At 71.4% G+C, this 21,915-nt stretch carries 16 protein-coding genes; 11 read left to right on the forward strand and 5 right to left on the reverse strand.

All coding sequences use genetic code 11. The features are described 5' to 3' along the window. Positions 1 to 66 precede the first annotated feature (66 nt). The 3 genes from ACFVH5_RS23730 (at position 67) to ACFVH5_RS23740 (ending at position 5,335) form a co-directional block, all read left to right on the forward strand. On the forward strand, positions 67 to 684 hold the full coding sequence (locus tag ACFVH5_RS23730) for a rhomboid family intramembrane serine protease (RefSeq protein ID WP_385835666.1): 618 nt from the start codon (positions 67 to 69) through the stop codon (positions 682 to 684). 432 nt (positions 685 to 1,116) lie between these two features. After that, the gene (locus ACFVH5_RS23735) at positions 1,117 to 2,964 is read left to right on the forward strand and encodes a helix-turn-helix domain-containing protein (RefSeq protein WP_385835667.1); all 1,848 of its coding nucleotides are present in this window, start codon (positions 1,117 to 1,119) and stop codon (positions 2,962 to 2,964) included. A 121-nt stretch (positions 2,965 to 3,085) separates the two neighbouring features. Beyond that, the gene (locus ACFVH5_RS23740; protein ID WP_385835670.1) at positions 3,086 to 5,335 is read left to right on the forward strand and encodes a DEAD/DEAH box helicase; all 2,250 of its coding nucleotides are present in this window, start codon (positions 3,086 to 3,088) and stop codon (positions 5,333 to 5,335) included. 43 nt (positions 5,336 to 5,378) lie between these two features. Here ACFVH5_RS23740 and ACFVH5_RS23745 read toward each other — a convergent pair whose 3' ends face one another. Beyond that, complete coding sequence (locus ACFVH5_RS23745; RefSeq protein ID WP_385835671.1) at positions 5,379 to 6,488, reverse strand: threonine synthase; 1,110 nt, start codon at positions 6,486 to 6,488, stop codon at positions 5,379 to 5,381. 272 nt (positions 6,489 to 6,760) lie between these two features. Here ACFVH5_RS23745 and ACFVH5_RS23750 point away from each other — a divergent pair, with 272 nt between their 5' ends. The 7 genes from ACFVH5_RS23750 (at position 6,761) to ACFVH5_RS23780 (ending at position 15,384) form a co-directional block, all read left to right on the forward strand. Further along, on the forward strand, positions 6,761 to 8,365 hold the full coding sequence (locus tag ACFVH5_RS23750; protein ID WP_385835673.1) for a S8 family serine peptidase: 1,605 nt from the start codon (positions 6,761 to 6,763) through the stop codon (positions 8,363 to 8,365). 236 nt (positions 8,366 to 8,601) lie between these two features. Beyond that, the gene (locus ACFVH5_RS23755) at positions 8,602 to 9,846 is read left to right on the forward strand and encodes a DUF4190 domain-containing protein (protein WP_385835674.1); all 1,245 of its coding nucleotides are present in this window, start codon (positions 8,602 to 8,604) and stop codon (positions 9,844 to 9,846) included. Positions 9,847 to 9,992: 146 nt separating this feature from the next. Next, a complete protein-coding gene (locus tag ACFVH5_RS23760; RefSeq protein ID WP_385835676.1) occupies positions 9,993 to 10,745 on the forward strand; it encodes a GntR family transcriptional regulator in 753 nt (250 codons plus the stop codon). 313 nt (positions 10,746 to 11,058) lie between these two features. Beyond that, positions 11,059 to 11,241, forward strand: coding sequence for an SPOR domain-containing protein (locus ACFVH5_RS23765; RefSeq protein ID WP_210880537.1), 183 nt, complete (start codon positions 11,059 to 11,061; stop codon positions 11,239 to 11,241). Between the two features lie 89 nt (positions 11,242 to 11,330). Continuing rightward, entirely contained in the window at positions 11,331 to 11,819 is a 489-nt protein-coding gene (locus ACFVH5_RS23770; protein ID WP_385835677.1) for a (deoxy)nucleoside triphosphate pyrophosphohydrolase, read from the forward strand. A gap of 261 nt (positions 11,820 to 12,080) precedes the next feature. After that, positions 12,081 to 12,488, forward strand: a complete 408-nt coding sequence (locus tag ACFVH5_RS23775) for an ATP-binding protein (RefSeq protein WP_385835678.1) — start codon at positions 12,081 to 12,083, stop codon at positions 12,486 to 12,488. 250 nt (positions 12,489 to 12,738) lie between these two features. Next, a complete protein-coding gene (locus ACFVH5_RS23780; RefSeq protein WP_385835680.1) occupies positions 12,739 to 15,384 on the forward strand; it encodes a SpoIIE family protein phosphatase in 2,646 nt (881 codons plus the stop codon). A 66-nt stretch (positions 15,385 to 15,450) separates the two neighbouring features. Here ACFVH5_RS23780 and ACFVH5_RS23785 read toward each other — a convergent pair whose 3' ends face one another. From ACFVH5_RS23785 to ACFVH5_RS23800, 4 genes are read right to left on the reverse strand one after another with little or no spacing between them, the layout of a single operon-like run. Beyond that, positions 15,451 to 16,227: a succinate dehydrogenase/fumarate reductase iron-sulfur subunit gene (locus ACFVH5_RS23785; protein WP_385835682.1), complete on the reverse strand. Its 777-nt coding sequence runs from the start codon at positions 16,225 to 16,227 to the stop codon at positions 15,451 to 15,453. Further along, entirely contained in the window at positions 16,224 to 18,176 is a 1,953-nt protein-coding gene (locus ACFVH5_RS23790; protein ID WP_385835683.1) for a fumarate reductase/succinate dehydrogenase flavoprotein subunit, read from the reverse strand. Before ACFVH5_RS23790 ends, ACFVH5_RS23785 begins: the two co-directional genes overlap by 4 nt. Before the next feature lie 19 nt (positions 18,177 to 18,195). Further along, a complete protein-coding gene (locus tag ACFVH5_RS23795; RefSeq protein WP_385835684.1) occupies positions 18,196 to 19,017 on the reverse strand; it encodes a hypothetical protein in 822 nt (273 codons plus the stop codon). Between the two features lie 18 nt (positions 19,018 to 19,035). Continuing rightward, on the reverse strand, positions 19,036 to 19,326 hold the full coding sequence (locus ACFVH5_RS23800) for a hypothetical protein (protein WP_384804619.1): 291 nt from the start codon (positions 19,324 to 19,326) through the stop codon (positions 19,036 to 19,038). A gap of 341 nt (positions 19,327 to 19,667) precedes the next feature. Here ACFVH5_RS23800 and ACFVH5_RS23805 point away from each other — a divergent pair, with 341 nt between their 5' ends. Then, complete coding sequence (locus ACFVH5_RS23805) at positions 19,668 to 21,902, forward strand: ABC transporter family substrate-binding protein (protein ID WP_385835685.1); 2,235 nt, start codon at positions 19,668 to 19,670, stop codon at positions 21,900 to 21,902. Positions 21,903 to 21,915: the final 13 nt, after the last annotated feature.

Consider the following 21,915-nt stretch of genomic DNA (forward strand, 5'->3'; position numbering starts at 1 on the left):
CGGCCCGAGCCCTCCGTGCGTTGAGCGGTACAGAGGGACCGAAAAGGGACCGGCTGGGGGGCTGCGATGACGTACGAACGGCAGGGCGTGGGCCTTCCCGCTCCGCAGTCGCGCGGTGAGCGGGCCAGGAGCGCGGCCGTGCTGACCGGCGGCTGGGTCGCCCTGCTCTGGGTGCTCGAAGGCATCGACGCGGTGAGCGGCCATGCGCTGGACACGTTCGGCATCACCCCGCGCGAGTTCGGCGAGCTGCGCGACATCGTGCCCGCCGCCTTCCTGCACTTCGGCTTCGACCATCTCGCGGCGAACAGCGTGCCGCTGCTCGTCCTCGGCTTCCTCACCGCGCTGTCCGGCACCCGCCGCTTCCTCGCCGTCGTCACCGTGACGATCCTCGTCAGCGGCCTGGGCGTCTGGCTCACCGCGCCCGCCCACTCCCTGACCGCGGGCGCGTCCGGCGTCGTGTTCGGCCTCTTCGGCTACCTGCTGGTACGGGGCTTCGTGGACCGCCGTATCGGTGATGTGGTCGTGGGACTCCTCGTCGGCGCGGTGTACGGCTCGATCCTGTGGGGCGTCCTGCCGACGGCGACCGGGGTCAGCTGGCAGGGGCATCTCTTCGGGCTGCTGGGCGGAGTGGCCGCGGCCTTCGCGTTCCGCCGCCCTCGCGGCGACGCCCGAATACGCGTCTAGCCGGAGTACGGGCCGGGCGTCCGGGTTGGGCGTACGGGTCGGGCATCCGGGCCCGGCCTGCGAGCCGGTCCGGAGCGCCCCCCGTGCGCCCCGGACCGAATGCGCCCTGCCCCGACTCCGGCCCCAGGGTGGACAGGACGTCGCCGACGAGCCTCTTCCCCCAAAGAGTGCCCGTCGGCGACGAACTCGGGCGGCCCGTCCGGGCAGGCCGCACCTGTGCGGGTCACCGGCACCGTTCGACAAGGCCGGGGCGACACCGTGCGGGCACGTTGGCGCCGCGGGTGGCCAGTGCTCCTGTCTGCCGGTGACCAAGCCCTTGCTCCCGATAAGCTCCGCACGGACAGGTTCGTTCGTATCCGCGGCAATGTGGAGTGGTCTGCTGTTGCCAGCGTTCTTTTGGCAACACGGGGCGGACAGCGGACTGTTGGGGGGATGACGATCGAGGACAACGCCTTGGGCTCCGAGCTGCGCCGCCGCCGTGTCGCGGCAGGACTGTCGCTCAGTGAACTGGCCCACAAGGTGCACTGCAGCCGCAGCTTCCTGAGCCGGGTCGAGACCGGTCAGCGGCGGGCGTCCGTGGAGCTGGCGCAGCTGTGTGACCAGGTGCTGGATGCCAAGGGGGTGCTGACGGCCCTGGCTCCGCCGAGCCTCGACTCCTTACCGAGGCCGGTCAGGACCCGGTCCGCGAGACGGACGGCGGGACCGGCCGGCGGAGGTCGTCCGGTGGGGGCCGTCGCCCAGCGGCGCCACGAGTTCGACCGACTGCTCAGACGCGGCGACCTGAGCCACACCACCGGTGACATGCGGGAGGCCGACCGGCTCTACCGGGCCGCGCTGCACGGCGCCGCCGGGGACCCCAGGGCGCAGGCCGAGGCCGTGATCCGGATGGCCCGGCGGTGGTCGGACCCCGGGCAGGTCGACCACGAAGTGCTGCATCTCATCAGGAACAGCCTCGCCGAGTTACAGGGCGACGGCGGGGCCGAGGCCGTGGGCCTGCGGCTGCGCCTCACCGCACACCTGGCGAAGAAGGTGTCCATGGCGGTCAGCGAGGACACCGCGGCCGGCCGGGTGGGCCCCGAGGAAGGGGCCGGACTCGCCGACGACACACTGAGCCGATTATCGGCGCACGGCAGAGACGGCAGAGACGGCAGAAACGCTCGTCACAGCAGAGACCTTCGGGACGGCAGCGACGCCCGGGACGACGAGGTGCGCTGCGAAGTGCTCACCGAATGCCGCTGGGCGCGCTACGACTTCACCCCGGCGGCCGACGCCCTGGAGCTGTCCCGGCAACTGCACGACGCCGCGGTCCGGCTCGACTCCCCCTACTTCCACGGCGAGGCGCTGATGGCCCTCGTCATCGACCAGTTGCGCACCGGCAGGGTCTACAGCGCACTGGCCACCACGAGCCAGTACCGCAAGTACGCCGCCGACACCCGCAGCGTCCTCGCCACCTGGCAGCGGCACACCCTGGACGCCCTGCTCGACCTGTGGCACGGCAGGTTCGACGCGGCGGCGGCCTGGATCCTCGGCGAGTCGCCGAAGTACATCGAAGGACTGCACGCCGATCTCGCGGTCCCCGCCGACGCCCTGCGCCAGACCCGCCTCGGCCAGGCCTTCTGGCTGCTGCGCGAACAGGGCCGGATGGCGGAGCTGTTCACCTCGGACCTGGCCGAGGACGTCGAACGGCACGCCTACTTCCCCATCTGGCGGGCCGGCCTCGCGCTCGCCCTCTGCGAGACGGGACAGCACGCCGAGGCGGCGGACCTGCTGACGGGCTTCGCCGCCGACACCGTCGACTTCAGCCGGTTCCCGCCCTCCGGCTGGGCGGTGCCCACCCTCGTCGTCCTCGCCGAGGCCTGCGCGGCCCTGGACATCCAGGGCGGGTACGAGAGCCCGCTGAGGGAGCTCGTGCCGGGACTGCGGGAGCGGTTGGCGCCGCACGACGGACAGCAGATCGCGCTGGCCGGCTGGCCCACCGTGCTGGTCGGCTCGACCGCGCGGGCCCGCGGCCTCCTGGCGCTGGCCGCCGGGGAGCCGGAGACCGCGCTCGGCCACTTCCGGCAGGGCGCTGTACCGGCCCGTTCGTCGCAGCCGGAACTGGCGCGGCTCCGGCTGGCCCGAGCCCGTGCGCTGCGCGCTGTCGGCGGTGCGGGCAACGAGGCCCAGGCGCAGAGCCTGCTGCAGGAGGCGCTGCGCAGCGCGCGGGCCTACGGCATGGCGGGGCTCGCGGCACAGTGCGGGCGGCTGCTGGCGGATCCGGCGGACACCGACCGGGCCTGACGCAGGTGCCGGACCGCGGGTCCACGGTCCGGAACGTGCGTCCGGGCCGGTTGTCGTACCCCCGTGCAAGGATGACCGCTCGATCGGGGTCTGCGGGGTACGGCGGGGTATGAGGGGCTTCATGGCGGAGGGCGAGAGGGCCGGCGGCAGCCCCGTGGCGGTGGGGCGCAAGGCGCGTGAGGTCGTCGCGCGCGGCGAGCGGCTGGCCGGGCTCGCCCGGAACGTGCTCGCCGACCACGTCCGCGCGGTGGAGCAGGTACGGGCCGCCCTCGCCCCGCTCCTCGCCGAACTGGTCGCCCAGGAACTGGAGGGCATCCCCGTCTCCCGGCTGAAGGACGTCACCGAGGGGCGGCTGCGGCTCGGGGCCCTGGAGACCGCCGGATTCGGCAGCGTACGGCCGGTGTTCGAGGCGAGCCGGTACGAGCTGCGGCAGATTCCGGGGGTCGGCGCGCAGACCGCCGACCAGGCGCTCGCCGCCGCCCGGCAGATCGCCCGCGCCCTGGAAGAGACCGTGTCCGTACGGATCGACGTGGACCACCCCGAGCCGCGGACCACCGCCCTGGTCATCGCGCTGCGGCGGATCGTCGAGGCGGGGCCCGACCTGCGCCGGGCCGTGGACGCGGCCCAGGGACTTGAGCGACAGCTCGCCGGGCTCCTGGCGGCGGCGCGTCCGGCCGGCGGGCGTCTGCGGATGGCCCTCCTCGGCAGGGCCGGACGGGAGAGCGCGCTCGCGGCGGCGACCGAGCTGCGCACCCTGGTCGCCGACGCCGTCTCCAAGGGCGTACCGATGCTGCTCACGCAGGCCTCCACCGATCTGCTGCGGGAGTCCTCCTCCGACGCCGGGGCGTGGGTGGACTTCGAGCTGCGGTCCGCGGAGTACTACAGCCAGCTCGCCGAGATCGCCGGCAGCGCGCCCGACGTCGAGGCGTCCGAGGGCTTTCTGCCCGCGGAGGTCGCCGAGCGGGTGCACGCGCAGGGGCTCGACGACACCCACCGCCGGGTCTCGCTGCGCGGCTACCAGTCCTTCGGCGCGCGGTTCGCGCTGGCCCAGCGGCGGGTGGTCCTGGGTGACGAGATGGGGCTCGGCAAGACGATCCAGGCCATCGCGGTCCTCGCGCACCTCGCCGCCGACGGGCACCGGCACTTCCTGGTGGTGTGCCCGGCGAGCGTACTGATCAACTGGACGCGGGAGATCGGCTCCCGCAGCACCCTGCGCGCGGTGCCCGTGCACGGCCCGGACCGGCTGGACGCGTACGCGGAGTGGCGTGAGCGCGGTGGGGTCGCGGTCACCACCTTCGACGTGCTGCACAGCCTGCCGGACCCGAAGAAGGCCGAACAGCATCCGCTGGACGCGCCCGCCGCGCTCGTCGTCGACGAGGCCCACTACGTGAAGAACCCCGAGGCCCGCCGGTCCCGGGCCGTCGCATGCTGGACGAACCGCTGCGAGCGGGTCCTGTTCCTCACGGGGACGCCCATGGAGAACCGGGTCGAGGAATTCCGTACGCTCGTCCGCTATCTCCAGCCCGATCTGGTGCCGAGGATCCAGGGCAGCGACGCGGTCGCCGGGCCGCACACCTTTCGCAGGTCCGTCGCCCCCGCCTATCTGCGGCGCAACCAGCAGGACGTGCTGACCGAACTGCCCGCGCTGGTCCAGGTCGACGAGTGGGAGGAGTTCAGCGCGGCCGACCAGGACGCCTACCGGCTCGCGGTCGCCGCGGGGAATTTCATGGCGATGCGCCGGGCCGCGTACGCGCACGCGGAGAAGTCGGCGAAGCTTCAGCGGTTGCGTGAACTGGTGACCGAGGCGGCGGCGAACGGGTTGAAGGTCGTCGTCTTCTCGTACTTCCGCGATGTGCTCGCCGCTGTGCAGGGGGCTCTGGGCGAGGGAGACGGTGGCCGTGGTGGTGGAGGTGGGGTCGTGCTGGGGCCGCTGGCCGGGGGTGTGCCCGCCGTGCGCCGGCAGCAGCTCGTCGACGAGTTCGCGGACGCGGCCGGTCACGCGGTGCTGCTCTGCCAGATCGAGGCGGGTGGGATCGGGCTGAATCTGCAGGCCGCGTCCGTGGTGATCCTGTGCGAACCGCAGGTCAAGCCGACGCTGGAGCATCAGGCTGTCGCGCGGGCGCATCGGATGGGGCAGGTGCGGTCGGTCCAGGTGCATCGGTTGCTGGCGACGGACAGTGTGGACGATCGGTTGTTGCGCATTCTTGAGAGCAAGGCGCGGCTTTTCGATGCGTACGCTCGGCGTAGCGATGTGGCTGAGGCTTCGCCTGACGCGGTGGATGTTTCCGATGGGGCGATTGCTCGGCGGATCGTCGAGGAGGAGCAGGAGCGGTTGGCTCTGACGGGCCGCGTCGTTCCTGGCGCGAGTTGAGGATTGCGCAGTTCCCCGTGTCCCTATTCGTGGCGCCGCGCTCCTAAACGGGGGTTGCCGGGCCTGATTTCAGGCCTGCTCCGCAGAGGGGGACTACTGCGGTGCGGGGGGTCAGGGGGGTTTCTCTCGTTGCCGCCCAGCACGCCGCTCCCGTGGACTCCACGTACAGGCCCTGGGAGGCCAGGTCGGTCTGGGCGTGGCGGATCTGGTCCTCCGTCACGGTGAGGAACGTGCCGCCGGACTCGCGTACCGCCCGCAGGATCTGGCGGGCCCTCGGCGGACGGGGGATCGCGATGCCCTCGGCGAACGTGGGGGCCGCCGGGGTGACCCCGACCAGGTCGTCCGCCCCGTCGTGCCAGGCGCGGGCGAGCGGGGCGACCGCCGCGGACTGGACCGCGTACAGCGCGGGTCTGCGGTCGATCAGGCCCGCCGCGTGCAGTTCGGCGACGGCGAGTGCCGCGCCGAGCAGGAGCGTGCCGTTCCCGACGGGCAGGACCAGCACCTCGGGGAGCTGGCCGCCGAGCTCCTCCCACACCTCGTGGACGTAGGTCTTCGTGCCGTGCAGGAAGTACGGGTTGAAGACGTGCGAGGCGTAGAACGTGCCCTCCTCGTCCGCCGCCTTCCGGGCCGCCCACGCGGTCGCCTCACGGTCGCCCGGCACCACTTCCAGCCGGGCCCCGTGCGCCGCGATCTGCTCCAGCTTCTTGGCGGACGTGCCCTCGGGGACGTACACCGTGCACGACAGCCGGGCCCGTGCGCAGTACGCGGCGACGGCCGTGCCCGCGTTGCCGCTGCTGTCCGCGACGACCCGCCGGGGCCGCAGCCGCAGGGCAAGCTCGGCGAGCATGACGGCCCCGCGGTCCTTGAAGGAGAGCGTCGGCATGAGGAAGTCCAGTTTCGCCGAGACGCCCTCCCGGAGCGTGACCAGCGGGGTGCGGCCCTCGCCCAGCGACACCGAGGGGGCCGGCAGCGGCAGGCACTCCGTGTAGCGCCAGAGTGAGTTGACCCTGCCCGTAAGGGACTTGAGGGGCGCGGGCGTCGGCGCGAAGTCCAGGTCGAGCGGGCCGCGGCAGACCGGGCAGCACCACGCGAGGGAGTCCGTGGGGACGCGCGTGCCGTCCACCGGGCAGAAACAATCCGGCAAGGGAGTCATTCCCGCAGGTTAGATGCCCCGGTCGATGACGGGGCGTCATGGCCGGCATAGGGCAGTTGCGTTGCCTGTGTGCAGGGCTCTTGTGCAGTGCCTGTGAGAGCCGCCATCTTTCTGGCTGAGCGTGTGCTTCGTCCCGCCGGACACCCGGAGTGAACCTGCCTCCGGCGCGCCCGTGCGACCCGCACCACCTTGTGCGTGCCCGACCGCACCCCTCTCACCACCGCATTACCAGCGCACCACCAGCGCACCACCGATTGAGGAGGATCCCTCAGATGGCAGTGACGCGTCATGCCCGGCGAAGACTGGCCGGTGGCGGATTCACCGGTGGACGATTCGCCGGAATCGCTCTCGGTATCGGCTCGGCAGCTCTCGTCGGCGGCCTCGTCTGCGCGCTCCCGGCCCGGGCCGCGGGCCCCGAAGGCCTCATCCAGTACGCGGGCGCGCCCGGCGCGATCGCGGACAGCTACATCGTGACGCTCCACGCGGACGCCGCGCAGGCCGGTTCGGCCGAGGGCAGGGCCCTGGCCGAGGAGTACGGCGCGACCGTCGAGCGTACGTACAGGAAGGCGCTGAACGGGTACGCCGTCGAGGCGAGCGCGGCCGAGGCACGGCGGTTCGCCGCCGATCCGGCCGTCGCCTCCGTCGTCCAGAACCGGGTCTTCTCGATCAGGACGACCCAGCCCGACCCGCCCTCCTGGGGCCTGGACCGCATCGACCAGGCGGCCCTTCCGCCGAACCGGAGCTACACCTACGACGACACCGCGGGCGAGGGCGTCACCGCCTACATCATCGACACCGGGGTCCGTATCACCCACACCGACTTCGGCGGCCGGGCCTCCTACGGCTACGACGCCGTCGACAACGACAACACCGCCCAGGACGGCCACGGCCACGGCACGCACGTCGCCGGCACGGTCGGCGGCACGTCGTACGGCGTCGCCAAGAAGGCGAAGATCGTCGGCGTGCGGGTGCTCGACAACTCCGGCTCCGGGACCACCGCCCAGGTCGTCGCGGGCATCGACTGGGTGACCTCCCACGCGGTCAAGCCGGCCGTCGCCAACATGAGCCTCGGCGGCACCGCCGACACGGCCATCGACACCGCCGTACGCAACTCCATCGCCTCCGGCGTCACCTACGCCGTCGCGGCCGGCAACGAGACGACCAACGCCTCGATCCGCTCGCCCGCCCGGGTCACCGAGGCGATCACGGTCGGCGCCACCACCAGCACCGACGCCAAGGCGAGCTACTCCAACTACGGCGCCGTCCTCGACCTCTTCGCCCCCGGCTCGTCCATCACCTCCGCCTGGGGCACGGGCGACAGCGCGACCAACACCATCTCCGGTACGTCGATGGCGACGCCGCATGTCACCGGAGCCGCGGCGCTCTATCTGGCGGACAACCCGACCGCCGGGCCGACCGCCGTACAGAGTGCGCTGGTCGCCGCTGCCACGACCGGGGTCGTCACCGCTCCCGGCAGCGGGTCGCCGAACCGGCTGCTGCGGGTCGGTGGCGGGGGGACGACCCCGCCGCCGGGTTCGTACTTCGAGAACACCGCGGACTTTGCGATCGCCGACAACTCCACGGTGAACTCGCCGGTCGTGGTGAGCGGGGTCTCCGGGAACGCGCCCGCGGCTCTCAGCGTGCCGGTGAGCATCGTCCACACGTACATCGGTGACCTCCAGGTGCAGTTGGTCGCTCCCGACGGGAGTGTGTACACGCTGAAGGCGTACGGGGTGGGTGGGGCCGCGGACGACATCGCCACCACGTACACGGTGAATGCGTCGTCCGAGGTCGCGAACGGGACGTGGACGTTGAGGGTGAGCGACAACGCTTCGCTGGACACGGGGTATGTCAACGGGTGGGGCCTGCGGTTCTGACCCGGGCCCAGCCTTCCTCGCCCCCGCCGCCCCTACCCTTCCCGTCACTGACTCGGGGGCGCTGCCCCCGAACCCCCGCTCCTCAAACGCCGGAGAGGCTAATCCCTAGCCTGTCCGGCGGGGGCGAGGAAACGTTGTTCCGTCCCCGCTCGTACGCCGCTTACCATGCGCTTTGTCGCACACGGTTCCGTATCGGCGGCACGCAGCGCATCACTCGGACGAGGAGCACAGCACACGTGGAGATACCCCCGCCCGCCGGGCCACCGCAGCCGCCGCAGGGGCAGCAGCCGCAGGGCCCGTACGGCGCATACCCGGGCCAGGGACCGGCCCCGTACCCGGGCCAGGGGCCGTACCCGCCGCAGGGGCCCGCCCCGTACGGGTACCAGCCCTGGGGGCACGGCTACTCCCCGTACAACAGCCCGGCGCCCGTCAACGGCCTCGCCATCTCCGCGCTGGTGCTCGGCATCCTCTGCTTCCTGCCGCTGGTCGGGATGGTGCTCGGGATCGTCGCGCTGGGGCAGATCCGGCGGAAGGGCGAGCGCGGCAAGGGCATGGCGGTCGCCGGGATCGTCCTGTCGGGACTCGGCACCGTGATCCTCGTGATCGCGCTCGCCACCGGCGGCGCGGCCGGCTTCTGGGAGGGCTTCAAGGAAGGCGCGCGCGACGCGGGCGGCAGCGGCGCCGTCTTCTCCCTGGAGAAGGGCCAGTGCTTCGACACGCAGGGCGGTTTCCTGGAGGGCATGGCCTACGACGTCGACACGGTGTCCTGCGAGGGCGAGCACGACGGCGAGGTCTTCGCCAACTTCCCGATGCCGGACGGCCGTTACCCCGGCGGCGACGCCGTCACCGAGGCCGCCGACGACAAGTGCTACTCGCTCCAGTACGCCTACGCGATGGACTCCTGGGCCGTCCCGGACGACGTCGACATCTACTACTTCACGCCCACGAGCGACAGTTGGACCTACGGGGACCGCGAGATCACCTGCGTCTTCGGCAACACGGACGCGAAGGGCAACCTGACCGGCTCCCTGCGCCAGGACGCCACGACCCTCGACGCCGACCAGGTCGCCTATCTGGAGGCGGCCGAGGTCCTGAACCAGGCGATGGACTCGGCGCCCGAGGAGGAGTACGTCGAGGACGACCTGCCCGGTCACAAGGCGTGGGCGACCCGGGTCTCGGGTGCCCTCACCGAGCAGGTCGGCCTGCTGCGCGGCCACCGGTGGCCCGCCGACGCGGAGAAGCCCGTCGCCGCGCTCGTCGAGCACCTGGAGTCCGCGAAGGACGAGTGGGCCGACGCGGCGAGGACCTCCGACGTGGACACCTTCTACGAGCACTACGGCAAGGCGCTGGACCTCACCGACGCGAAGAAGTCCGTCACGACCCGCAAGGCCCTTGGCCTTGAGTCGACCCCGCCGCCCGCGTACGAGGACGGGGGCGGTGACGGCGGCGATGGCGGCAGCGCCGGTGACGCCGAGGTGTAGAGCCGCCCGTAGCGGAAAGAAAGTGCCTGCGTAAAGCCCCCGAAGGCCCTACGTCATCACATCGAGTGATTCTTTGGCCTTTACTTGCCTGGTCCAACCCACGGTTGCCACCCTGTAGCTGTCTGTACAACCTGAGGGAGTGGCCAGTGACATTCGGTGAGCAGCCGGCGTATCTGCGCGTCGCCGGCGATCTTCGCAAGAAGATCGCCGACGGATCGCTGCCACCGCACACCAGACTCCCGTCGCAGGCCAGAATCCGCGAGGAGTACGGGGTCTCGGACACGGTCGCCCTGGAGGCCCGCAAGGTGCTGATGGCCGAGGGGCTGGTCGAGGGCCGCTCCGGGTCCGGTACGTATGTACGGGCGCGCCCGGTGCCCCGCCGGATCGCCCGCTCCGGATACCGGTCGGACAGCGGCTCGACCCCGTTCCGCCAGGAGCAGGCCGACCTGGCCGCACGCGGTACGTGGGAGTCGCACAGCGCGCAGACGGAGGCGAGCGGCGCCGTCGCCGAGCGGCTCGGCATCGAGGCCGGCGAGCGGGTGATGTGCACGAAGTACGTCTTCCGGGACGCGGGCGAGGCGATGATGCTCTCCACCTCCTGGGAGCCCCTCGCCGTCACGGGCCGCACTCCGGTGATGCTCCCCGAGGAGGGCCCCCTCGGCGGGATGGGCGTGGTCGAGCGCATGGCCGCCATCGACGTGGTCGTGGACAACGTCACGGAGGAGGTGGGCGCCCGGCCCGGTCTGGCCGAGGAGTTGTCGGCGCTGGGGGGAGTGCCGGGCCATGTCGTGCTCGTCATCCAGCGCACGTACTACGCGTCGGGCCGGCCGGTGGAGACGGCGGACGTGGTCGTACCGGCGGACCGGTACCGGATCGCGTATCACCTGCCGGTGAAGTAGGGGTCGCGGGCGGCGGTCCGAGGGGTGGTCCGGCGGTGTATTCCGGTCGTTCTCGCAGCCTTCCCCGGGTGGCGCCGGGGCCGGTCTTCGTGCCGTCGGCGGGACCCGCCTGGGGTGGCAAGGGGTGCCGGAGGGCGTATCCATGAGGATGCGCCCTCTTTGCGCTGGCCGGTTGCTTACGTCGTGTGTACCTCTTTGTGAAAAGCCGTATTCGCTGCGTGAAGGTTAGGCGTAGGCTCCGGCATATGCGGATTGCGGTTTCCTTATGGAACGGGGCTGGGCGCGAACCGGGGGCGGGGAGTGGAGGGGCGCGATGAATGACGGCACGATCACACTTCCCTGGCTTGTCGTCCGACAGGACGACAACGGCAATCGCTATCGCGTCGGCAGGTATGCGACCAGGGCCGAGGCCCAGAAGATCGCGGACAGCCTCGACGGCCGGGGACACAAGCAGCTGTACTGGGTCGAGCGGATCGCGCAGAACGGCGCGAGGTGACGGCCGTCGGGTGAGCGTGGGCCGGGCGGCGCGTGAGCGGCCCGTGAGCGGCGGCGGAGGGTTCCCGCGGCTCCCGTAGGCTCCCGCGCATGACCGAACTGATCGTGGTGGTGGGGGCCGCCGTGCTGAGCGACGGGCGCCTGCTCGCCGCGCGTCGCAGTGCGCCTGTGGAGTTGGCCGGGCGCTGGGAGCTTCCCGGGGGGAAGGTCGAACCGGGGGAGAGCTCCGAACAGGCTCTTGTACGGGAGCTCCGGGAGGAGCTGGGGGTTTCGGCGGAGGTCGTGCGGCGGGTGCCGGGGGAGTTCGCCCTGCGGGCGCCGTACGTGTTGCGGGTGTGGACGGTGCGGCTGCTGCCGGGGTCGCCCGATCCTCGGGCCCTTCAGGACCATGACGAGTTGCGCTGGCTGACGGCGGACGAGTTGTGGGACGTCGACTGGTTGGACCAGGACGTGCCGGCTGTCGCCGAGGTGGCGCGGGTGGTGTGGGGGGTTTCCTCGCCCCCGCCGCCCCTACCCGTCCCGTCACGTACTCAGGGGCTTCGCCCCCGAACCCCCGGTCCTCAAACGCCGGACGGCTGAAAGGCTCTTCAGCCCGTCCGGCGTTTGAGGACGAGCGCGTCAGCGCGACAAGGGGGTCCGGGGGCGCAGCCCCCGGGGGGATGCGATACACGCGTCGTACGTGGGACGCTCGCCCTCGCGGGGCGCGTGTGGAGAGTGATGCGGGCTCGGAGTACGCCGTTCGTGGCACGGCACGCCCTCGCGCGCGGTACTTCGCCCGGGATATCGGGTATGTGCCAGTAAACCCGATGAAATCGGACATGGTCCGACGTAGGCCTGGGAGTGAGCCGCGTGATTCACACCGAGGGCGAAGTCGCCGAGTGGACCTTCCCCGCGGAGCCGGGCGCCGTCAGGACCGCCCGTGCCGTGGTCCGCGGCCAACTGCGCTCCTGGGGCCTCGACGCCCTGAGCGATGTGACGACGCTGCTGGTCAGCGAGCTGGTGACCAATTCACTGCGGCACGCGACCGGCCCCATCGGCGTCCGCCTCGTACGTCCCTCGGGTCTTCTCGACGCCCTGCTCGTGGAGGTTTCCGACCCGCTGCCCGACCCGCCCCGGGAGCGCTCCGCCCAACCCGACGACGAGACCGGCCGGGGGCTGCGACTGGTGGCGGACGCCGCGCGCCGCTGGGGCACCAGACCAGGCGAAACGGGCAAGACGGTGTGGTTCGAGCTGGCCCTCCCCGGCTGATCGCCGGCCCCTCGGCACGGTCTGCGGGCGGTCCGGCCCGTCTCGGGTGGAGAGACGGGCCGAGTAGGTGGTTCGACGGGGTGCCACGTGGTTAGAAGACTGGGAGTGTTTGTCGCAGCCGGTCCTAAAAGCATCGGGACCGTGCTGTGATCGTGAACACCGTGTTGTGCGGCTCCGTAGTGCTGGATACTGCGGGCAGCCGCTTTCGGTGACCGGTGCCGGGCGCGGTGAGCTGGAGGGGACGGTTCGCGTGAGCGAGATACCAGCGAAGGCCACGGAGTCCGAGGATCCGTCGGGCGGCGCGATGGCTGATGCGACGACAGGCGATGACGCCACGCCCGCGGCGGGCAGGACGGCGGCCCGCGTGCCGGACGGGGCGTCGGGCGACTCGTCCGGTGAGGTCGTGTGGCAGAGCAGTCCGCCCGGATCGATCTACGACTACATCAAGGTCGCCTCCTTCTCGATCGGCCCCGACGGTCTCGTCGACCAGTGGAGCCTGCGCGCCGAGCAGCTCTTCGGCATCTCGACCGACCGCGCCGTGGGCATGGACCCCATCGAGGCCTTCCTGGCCGAGGACAGGCGTGACTTCGGCCAGCGGAAGATGGCCGAAGTCCTCGACGGCAGGGAGTGGACCGGTGTGGTCCCCTTCCGGCTGCCCGACCCGGGGGGCAGTGGCCGGATCATCGAGGGACTCGCCGAGGTGTACGTCATGCCGACGCGCACCGAGGAGGGCGAACGGGCCGCCGTGTGCATCGTGGTGGACGTCCGCACGCTCCGCAGCATCGAAACCGACCTCGCCGCCTCGCAGGCAATTTTCGGCCAATCTCCCTTCGGGTTCCTCCTGATCGACCCGGACCTGCGGATTCGCCGCGCCAACCAGCGGTTCGCCTCGACCTTCGGCGGCACCGTCGACGACCACCGCGGCCGGACGGTGAAGGACTATCTGTCGCCGGGTGAGACCGACCGTGTCTCGGCGATACTGCGCCGGGTCCTGGAGACGGGCGACTCCGTCACCGAGATGCTGGTCACGGGCACCGTGCCCGGTTCCACCGAGCGCCGCCACTGGTCCATCAACCTCTATCGCGTACACGGCGGTTCGGGCCGTGCGATCGGGATCGCGTGGCTGGGTACCGACATCACCGCGCGCCGCGCGGCCGCTCGTGAGGCCGCGCAGGCCCGGCGCAATCTCGCCCTCCTGAACGAGGCGGGAGCGCGTATAGGGAATTCGCTCGATCTGGAGACCACGGCCCGCGAACTCCTCGACGTGGCCGTCCCCGGCTTCTGCGACCTGGCCTCCGTCGACCTCTACCAAGGCCTGCTCGCCGGTGACGAGACCCCGCCGGGCCTCGCCGACGGCAGCGCCGAACTGCGCCGGGTGGCCTATGCCAGCGCCGTGTCCGACGCGCCCTTCGTCGGTGGCCGCAAGCTCGTGAGCGTCGGCGCGGTCCACCGCTTCGCCTTCAACTCCGCCTGCGCGGACGCCCTGCGCACCGCCAAGCCGCAGTTCGTCGCGGCCGAGGAGGGCGAGCTGATCCAGTCCACGCTCGCGGTGCCGATGGTCGCCCACGACACGGTCGTCGGCATCGTCCAGTTCTCCCGTACGAAGGGCAGCGAGCCGTTCGGGGAGCGCGACCGGGCGCTGGCGGTCGAACTGGCCGCGCGGGCCGCCGTCTGCATGGACAACGCGCGCCTGTACCGACGTGAGCACGAACGCGCCCTGATCCTCCAGCGCTCCCTGCTGCCCCCGGGCGACCCGGAGGCCTCCGGCCTGGACATCGCCTGCCGCTACCTCCCGGGGAACGCGGCGACGGAGGTCGGCGGCGACTGGTTCGACGTCATCGAACTGCCCGGTCACCGCACGGCGCTGGTCGTCGGCGACGTCATGGGCCGCGGTCTGCGGGCGGCCGTCGCGATGGGCGAACTGCGCACGGCCGTACGCACGCTGGCCCTGCTCGACCTCGAACCGGCCGAAGTGCTCTCCGCGTTGGACGAGATCGCCCGCGGACTCGGTACACCCGGCGGCACCCAGCAATCTACGCGCGGTGCCCGCCAGTCCCGGGACGCCGACCTCTCCGAGGTGTACCTCGCCACCTGCGTGTACGCGGTCTACGACTCCGTGACCCGCCGCTGTACGTTCGCCAACGCCGGCCATCTCCCGCCGGTCCTGGTCGAGCCCGGCGAGAGCGCGCTCATGCTCGACGTACCGCCGGGCATGCCCTTGGGCGTCGGCGGCGAGCCGTTCGAGGAGGTGGAGGTCGAACTCCCCGAGGGCGCCCTCCTGGCGCTCTACACGGACGGTCTCGTCGAATCCCGCGACCACCCCCTGGACGAGGGCCTGCAGGCCTTCGTGGGCGCCCTCACGGACCCCTCGGCCCCGCTGGAGGACGTCTGCGACCACGTCCTCAGCACCCTCGACACCCATCACGGCGAGGACGACATCGCGCTGCTGATGGCACGTGTCCAGGGGCTGCCCGCCGAGTCGGTCGGCGACTGGACGCTGCCGCGCGAGCCCCGGAGCGTGGGCCGCGCCCGCGAGTTCGCCCGCAACCAGCTGGTCGGCTGGGACCTGGAGCCGCTCGTCGACACGGCCGAACTGCTCGTCAGCGAGCTGGTCACCAACGCCCTGCGCTACGGCGAGGGCGAGATCCGGCTGCGGCTCCTCCTCGACCGCACGCTGGTCTGCGAGGTCTGGGACGCCGGTCTCGTCCAGCCGCGCCGCCGCCGGGCCCGCGACACCGACGAGGGCGGCCGGGGGCTCCAGCTCGTGGGGCTCCTCAGCGCCGCCTGGGGCTCGCGCCGCACGCCCCGGGGCAAGACGGTGTGGTTCGAACTGCCCCTGCCCAACGGCGGAACGAGCCTCGCGGACCCGGCGGAGGCCCTGCTGAGCCTGTTCTGACCGAGCCTGTTCTGACCGAGTCCGTTCCGACCGAGTCCGTTCCGGGCCGCCGGAGCCGCGTGGACCTCACCCCTTCGAAGAACGCCTGCCGATCTTCGACCCCAGCCAGACCAGTGGGTCGTACTTGCGGTCGACGGCGCGTTCCTTGAGGGGGATCAGGGCGTTGTCCGTGATCTTGATGCCCTCGGGGCAGACCTCGGTGCAGCACTTGGTGATGTTGCAGTAGCCGAGCCCGTGCTCGTCCTGCGCGGTCTTCTTGCGGTCCAGGCCGTTGTCGTCCGCCGCGTCCAGCGGATGCATGTCCAGCTCCGCCACCCGCATCAGGAAGCGCGGCCCGGCGAAGGCCGCCTTGTTCTCCTCGTGGTCGCGCACCACATGGCAGGTGTCCTGGCACAGGAAGCACTCGATGCACTTGCGGAACTCCTGCGACCGGTCCACGTCCTCCTGCATCATCCGGTACTCACCGGCCCCGAGGCCCTCCGGCGGTACGAACGCGGGCACCTCCCGCGCCTTCGTGTAGTTGAAGCCGACGTCGGTGACGAGGTCGCGGACCACCGGGAACGCCCGCAGGGGGGTGACGGTGATCGTCTCCTCGCGGGTGAACACCGACATCCGGGTCATGCACAGCAGCCGCGGCCGGCCGTTGACCTCCGCCGAACACGAACCGCACTTGCCGGCCTTGCAGTTCCAGCGCACGGCGAGATCCGGGGCCTGGGTCGCCTGGAGGCGGTGGATGATGTCGAGGACCACCTCGCCGTCGTTCACCTCGACCCCGAAGTCCTCCAGGCCGCCGCCGCCGACGTCCCCGCGCCACACCTTGAAGCGGGCCTCATAGCTGCTCACTCGTAGAGCTCCTCTTCGGCGAGGTACTTGACCAGCTCTTCCTTCTCGAAGAGAGCGAGCAGGTCGGGTCGGATGGGTTCGGTGGTCTCCCGGACGAGGTCGATCTGGCCGTGCACCGGGTCCGTCGCCGCCAGGCCGCCGGTGGGATCGGTCAGCTGACAGAGCAGGTTCACGCGCCGCCAGGCCCGGTCCATCGCCGGATGGTCCTCACGGGTGTGGCCGCCGCGCGACTCGGTGCGTTCCAGCGCGGCCCGGGCCACGCACTCGCTGACGAGCAGCATGTTGCGCAGGTCGAGCGCGAGGTGCCAGCCCGGGTTGAACTGCCGGTGGCCCTCGACCCCGGCCCGCCGGGCCCGTACCCGCAGGTCCGCGAGTTTCTCCAGGGCCGCCTCCATCTCGGCCTCCCGGCGGATGATGCCGACGAGGTCGTTCATCGCCTGCTGGAGTTCCTGGTGGAGGGTGTACGGGTTCTCCGGCGGCCGGCCGTCCTCCTGCTCGCCGGGCGCGGGACCCTCGGCCGAGAAGGGCCGCAGTGCCTCCGCGGCGGCGGCGTCGACCTGGACGTCCACGAGGGGGCGCCCGCCGGCGGGTCCGGTGAGGCCGGTGGCGTACTCCGCCGCGTGCAGTCCGGCCCGCCGCCCGAAGACCAGCAGGTCGGAGAGCGAGTTCCCGCCGAGCCGGTTGGAGCCGTGCATCCCGCCCGCGACCTCACCGGCCGCGAACAGCCCTGGCACCCCGCGGGCCGCCGCGGTGTCCGACTCGACCGCGATGCCGCCCATCACGTAGTGGCAGGTCGGCCCGACCTCCATCGCCTCGGCGGTGATGTCGACGTCGGCGAGTTCCTTGAACTGGTGGTACATGGACGGCAGCCGGCGCCTGATCACCTCGGCGGGCATCCGGGTGGAGACGTCGAGGAAGACTCCGCCGTGCGGGGAGCCGCGGCCCGCCTTGACCTCGGAGTTGATGGCCCGTGCCACCTCGTCCCGGGGGAGCAGTTCGGGCGGGCGCCGGTTGTGGTCCGGGTCCTCGTACCAGCGGTCGCCCTCCTCCTCGGACTGGGCGTACTTCTCCTTGAAGACGTCCGGGATGTACTCGAACATGAACCGCTTGCCCTCGGAGTTCCTGAGCACCCCGCCGTCCCCGCGCACCGACTCCGTGACGAGGATGCCCTTCACGGACGGCGGCCAGACCATGCCCGTCGGGTGGAACTGCACGAACTCCATGTTGAGCAGGGGCGCCCCGGCGAGCAGCGCCAGCGCGTGCCCGTCGCCCGTGTACTCCCACGAGTTCGACGTCACCTTGAAGGACTTGCCGATGCCGCCGGTGGCGACCACGACCGAGGGTGCCTCCAGGACGAAGAAGCGGCCGGACTCCCGCTGGTAGCAGAAGGTCCCGGCGACCCTGCTGCCGTCCTTCAGGATCCGGGTGACCGTGCACTCCTGGAAGACCTTCAGGCGTGACTCGTAGTCGCCGGTCTCCTTGAAGTCCTCCTGCTGGAGCGACACGATCTTCTGCTGGAGCGTGCGGATCAGCTCCAGGCCCGTACGGTCGCCGACGTGCGCGAGCCGCGGGTACTCGTGCCCGCCGAAGTTGCGCTGGGAGATGCGCCCGTCGTGCGTACGGTCGAAGAGGGCGCCCCAGGTCTCCAGCTCCCACACGCGGTCGGGGGCCTCCTGGGCGTGCAGCTCGGCCATCCGCCACTGGTTGAGGAACTTGCCGCCGCGCATGGTGTCGCGGAAGTGGACCTGCCAGTTGTCGCCCGAGTTGACGTTGCCCATGGCCGCGGCGATGCCGCCCTCGGCCATCACGGTGTGCGCCTTGCCGAACAGCGACTTGCAGATGACGGCCGTACGCGCGCCGCGTTCCCGCGCCGCGATCGCCGCGCGCAGGCCGGCTCCTCCGGCACCGACCACGACGACGTCCCACTCCTGCCGGTCGACCACGGACATCTGAAGCACCTTTTGTCTGTTAGAAGAAGGTCGGGTCGTCGAAGACGCCGGACGCGACCAGGTACACGTAGAAGTCGGCGAGTGCCACGCTCACCAGCGACGCCCAGGCGAGCTGCATGTGACGTGCGTTCAGCCGGCCCACCAGCTGCCAGGCCCGGTAGCGCACGGGATGCCTGGAGAAGTGCTTGAGCTTGCCGCCGACGATGTGCCGGCAGGAGTGGCACGAGAGGGTGTACGCCCAGATCAGCGTGATGTTGACCAGGAACACGAGCGTGCCGAGCCCCATGTGGCCCCACTCGTAGTCCTCGTTCCGGAAGGCGAGGACCGTGTCGTACGTGAGGATCCCGGCGACCGGTACCGCCGCGTAGAAGAAGTAGCGGTGGATGTTCTGGAGGATCAGCGGGAAACGCGTCTCACCGGAGTACTTCTTGTGCGGCTCGGCGACCGCGCAGGCCGGCGGTGAGGCCCAGAAGCCCCGGTAGTAGGCCTTGCGGTAGTAGTAGCAGGTCAGCCGGAAGCCGAGCGGGAAGATCAGCACGAGCAGGGCGGGGGACAGGCCCCACCAGCTGCCGAAGATCTCCCAGTTGGGCCCGTTCCTCATCGGCACGCAGTTCTCCGCCAGACACGGCGAGTAGAACGGCGAGACGTACGGGGCGGCGTAGTAGTCGCTGTTCGAGAACGCCCGCCACGTCGAGTAGACGACGAAGGCCAGCAGCCCGGCCGCCGTCGCGGCGGGCGCCAGCCACCAGCGGTCGGTCCGCAGATGCGGGGCGGTGATCGCGGCGCGCGTACCGTTGCGTACGCCGCCGCTCTTCATTTGGGGTTCCGTACCAGTGGCCAAGGAGAGCTCCGGTCGGGATCAGGGTGCGTGGCGGTCGCGGGCGCCGAGACCCTCGTCGTCGGAGTCCGTCCACAGGGTCGTGTCGTACGGGGTGTCGGGGATGGACACGAGGTCGGGGCGCTTGGGCCTGACGAGACCGGGTGCGGCCTCGCGCAGCAGTGCCACGCTCTCGCGCAGGTGATCGGCGTCGGTGCGCACCCTGCGCATCTCCAGGCCGCCACCGTCCACCTGCTGTTCCAGGCGCTTCACGGACCTCACCAGGTCGTCGAGGCAGCGCTGGACTGACGTCAGTTCGTCGTGCACGGACATGACTTGCCCTCACTTCCGCGGGCCCATCGGCCCAAGGCGGCAACGTTCATGCGCCTGCGAGTGTCGCGCGTCACACCGGCTGGTGGGAAGGGACGTGCATGGATTGGGAAGATCCGGCAGAAGCCCTCCGGGGGCGTGCGGGTACCGGGCCCGCTCCGGCGCGCGGGCCCGGAGCATTGCGCCGCACGGGTGGGCTTCCCCCGGCCCGTCGCCGTGTTGCCGCCCGGTGCCGGAACCTTTCCTCTTCAGTGGCCGCATAGATCTGATCAACTCCAAATACCGCCATACGTGATCAGACCACCCGTGTTCACCCGTGGAGCGGCCCCCCGGAGGTACCAGTCATGTCCCACGACGGCGTCGGACTGCGCGCGGTGACGCGCTCGGTAGCGTTCCTCACGGCGGGCGTCCTCGCGGTGCCCGCTCTCGCCGGGTGCAGTGAGCAGGACGAGGCGGGCAAGCCCGCCGCCGCCCAGGACATCGCGTCCGCGAAGCGCGATCGGATCGCCGACGGCGGCACCCTGCACTGGGCCGTGGACAACGTCCCCGAGACCCTCAACACCTTCCAGGCGGACGCGGACGCCGCCACCTCCCGGGTCGCCGGCGCCGTACTGCCCTCCCTGTACCGGCTCGACGCGAACGGCCACCCCCGGCGCAACCCCGACTATCTGGAGAGCGCGAAGATCGTCGATCGCGAGCCCCGGCAGGTGGTGCTCTACAAGCTCAACCAGCAGGCCGTCTGGAGCGACGGCCGCGAGATCGGCGCCGCGGACTTCGCCGCGCAGTGGCGCGCCCTGTCCGGCAAGGACACCGCGTACTGGACCGCCCGCAACGCCGGCTACGACCGCATCGAGAAGATCGAACGCGGCAAGAACGACCTGGAGGTGCGGGTCACCTTCAAGAAGCCGTACGCGGACTGGCAGTCCCTCTTCTCGCCGCTGTACCCGAAGGACGTCATGGGCACCCCGGACACCTTCAACGACAGCGCCCGCCGCAGGCTGAAGGTCACCGCGGGCCCCTTCTCCGTCGACACGGTCGACCGCAAGGCGGGCGACGTCACCCTCAAGCGCAACCCCCGCTGGTGGGGGCGGCCCGCCAAGCTCTCCGAGCTGGTCCTGCGGGCCGTGCCCCGCGAGAAGCGTGCCGCGGCGCTGGCCGGCGGCCGACTCGACCTGGCCGAGATCGACGCGACCGAGGCCCACCGGATCACGTCCGCCGCCCGGGAGACGACGGGCGGCCGGGGCGCGCCCCTCACCCATGGGCCCGGCGCCGCCCTCACCCCGGGCCGGGCGCTGCGTTCCTGGGCGATCGCGCACGGCTCCGACGAGGAGGCGGCCGACAAGGAGACCACGGCCCGCAAGAAGCGCGCCAAAGCCGTGGCGAAGTACACCGGCCAGCAGTCCGCCCTGCGCGGTTACGTGGTCCGCAAGTCCCTCGAACCGGCCTTCACCCAGCTCGCGTTGAACGGCTCCGAGGGCCCGCTCGCCGACGAACGCGTCCGCCGGGCCGTGGCCCGCGCCCTCGACCGCAAGGAGCTGGCCAAGGCCGTCCTTGAGCCGCTCGGCCTGCCCGCCGAGCCGGTCGGCAGCCACCTCGCGCTCGCCGGACAGCAGGCGTACGCCGACAACAGCGGAGCGCTCGGCGACCAGGACACCGGGGAGGCGCAGGCCCTGCTCTCCGACGCCGGATGGGTGGCGGGCGGCTCCGTCAAGGAGAAGAAGCCCAAGAAGGGGGCGGGCGCGGAGGCCTCGAAGGAGGCCAAGGACAAGAAGGCCAAGGACGCCAAGCACTCCAAGGACGCCAAGGACACGGACGAGGCGGACGGCACCGGGGACGACGGCACGTACATCGTCGGCGGGACGGACGACAAGCCCGCGGACGACGAGAGCCCCACCGTGCTCGCGCCCAGGAAGCGGGACGGGGCGAGCGGGGCGGAGAAGCACCTCGCCCAGGACGGGAAGCAGCAGCTCAAGCCCGGCGGCGCCCCGGGGGCGTACGCGCCCAGGGGCACCCGCGCCCCCGGCCCGGCGGCCGTGGGGCCGCTCGCCAGGAACGGCAAGCCGCTGTCGCTGCGGTTCGTGCTCCCCTCGGGCCCCGGATCCCAGTCGCTGCGGGCGGTCGGGGAGCGGATCGCCCGGATGCTGGACCGCGTCGGCATCCGTACGGAGATCTCCAAGGTCGCCGACGACAGCTATTTCAAGGATCACATCGCCTCGGGCCAGTACGACCTGGCGCTGTACTCCTGGCCCGCGTCCGCGTTCCCCGCGACCGACGCCCGCCCGATCTACGCCAAGCCGGTCCCGGCGGCGGACGGCTCCCTGAACGTCGAGCAGAACTTCACCCGGGTCGGCACCGACCAGGTGGACCAGCTCTTCGACCAGGCCGTCGGCGAACTGGACGCGGACGAGTCCCGCTCCCTGGTCCGCAAGGCGGACGCCCGCATCTGGGCCGCCGCGGCCTCGATCCCCCTCTACCAGCGCCCCCAGCTGACGGCGTCCCGCAACGGTCTGGCCAACGCGGGAGCATTCGGTTTCCAGACCCCGCTCTACGAGGACATGGGTTTCCTCAAAAAGAGCTGAACCCGCAGGTGAA

The organism is Streptomyces sp. NPDC127119, from assembly GCF_042677425.1.
GTDB lineage: Bacteria > Actinomycetota > Actinomycetes > Streptomycetales > Streptomycetaceae > Streptomyces.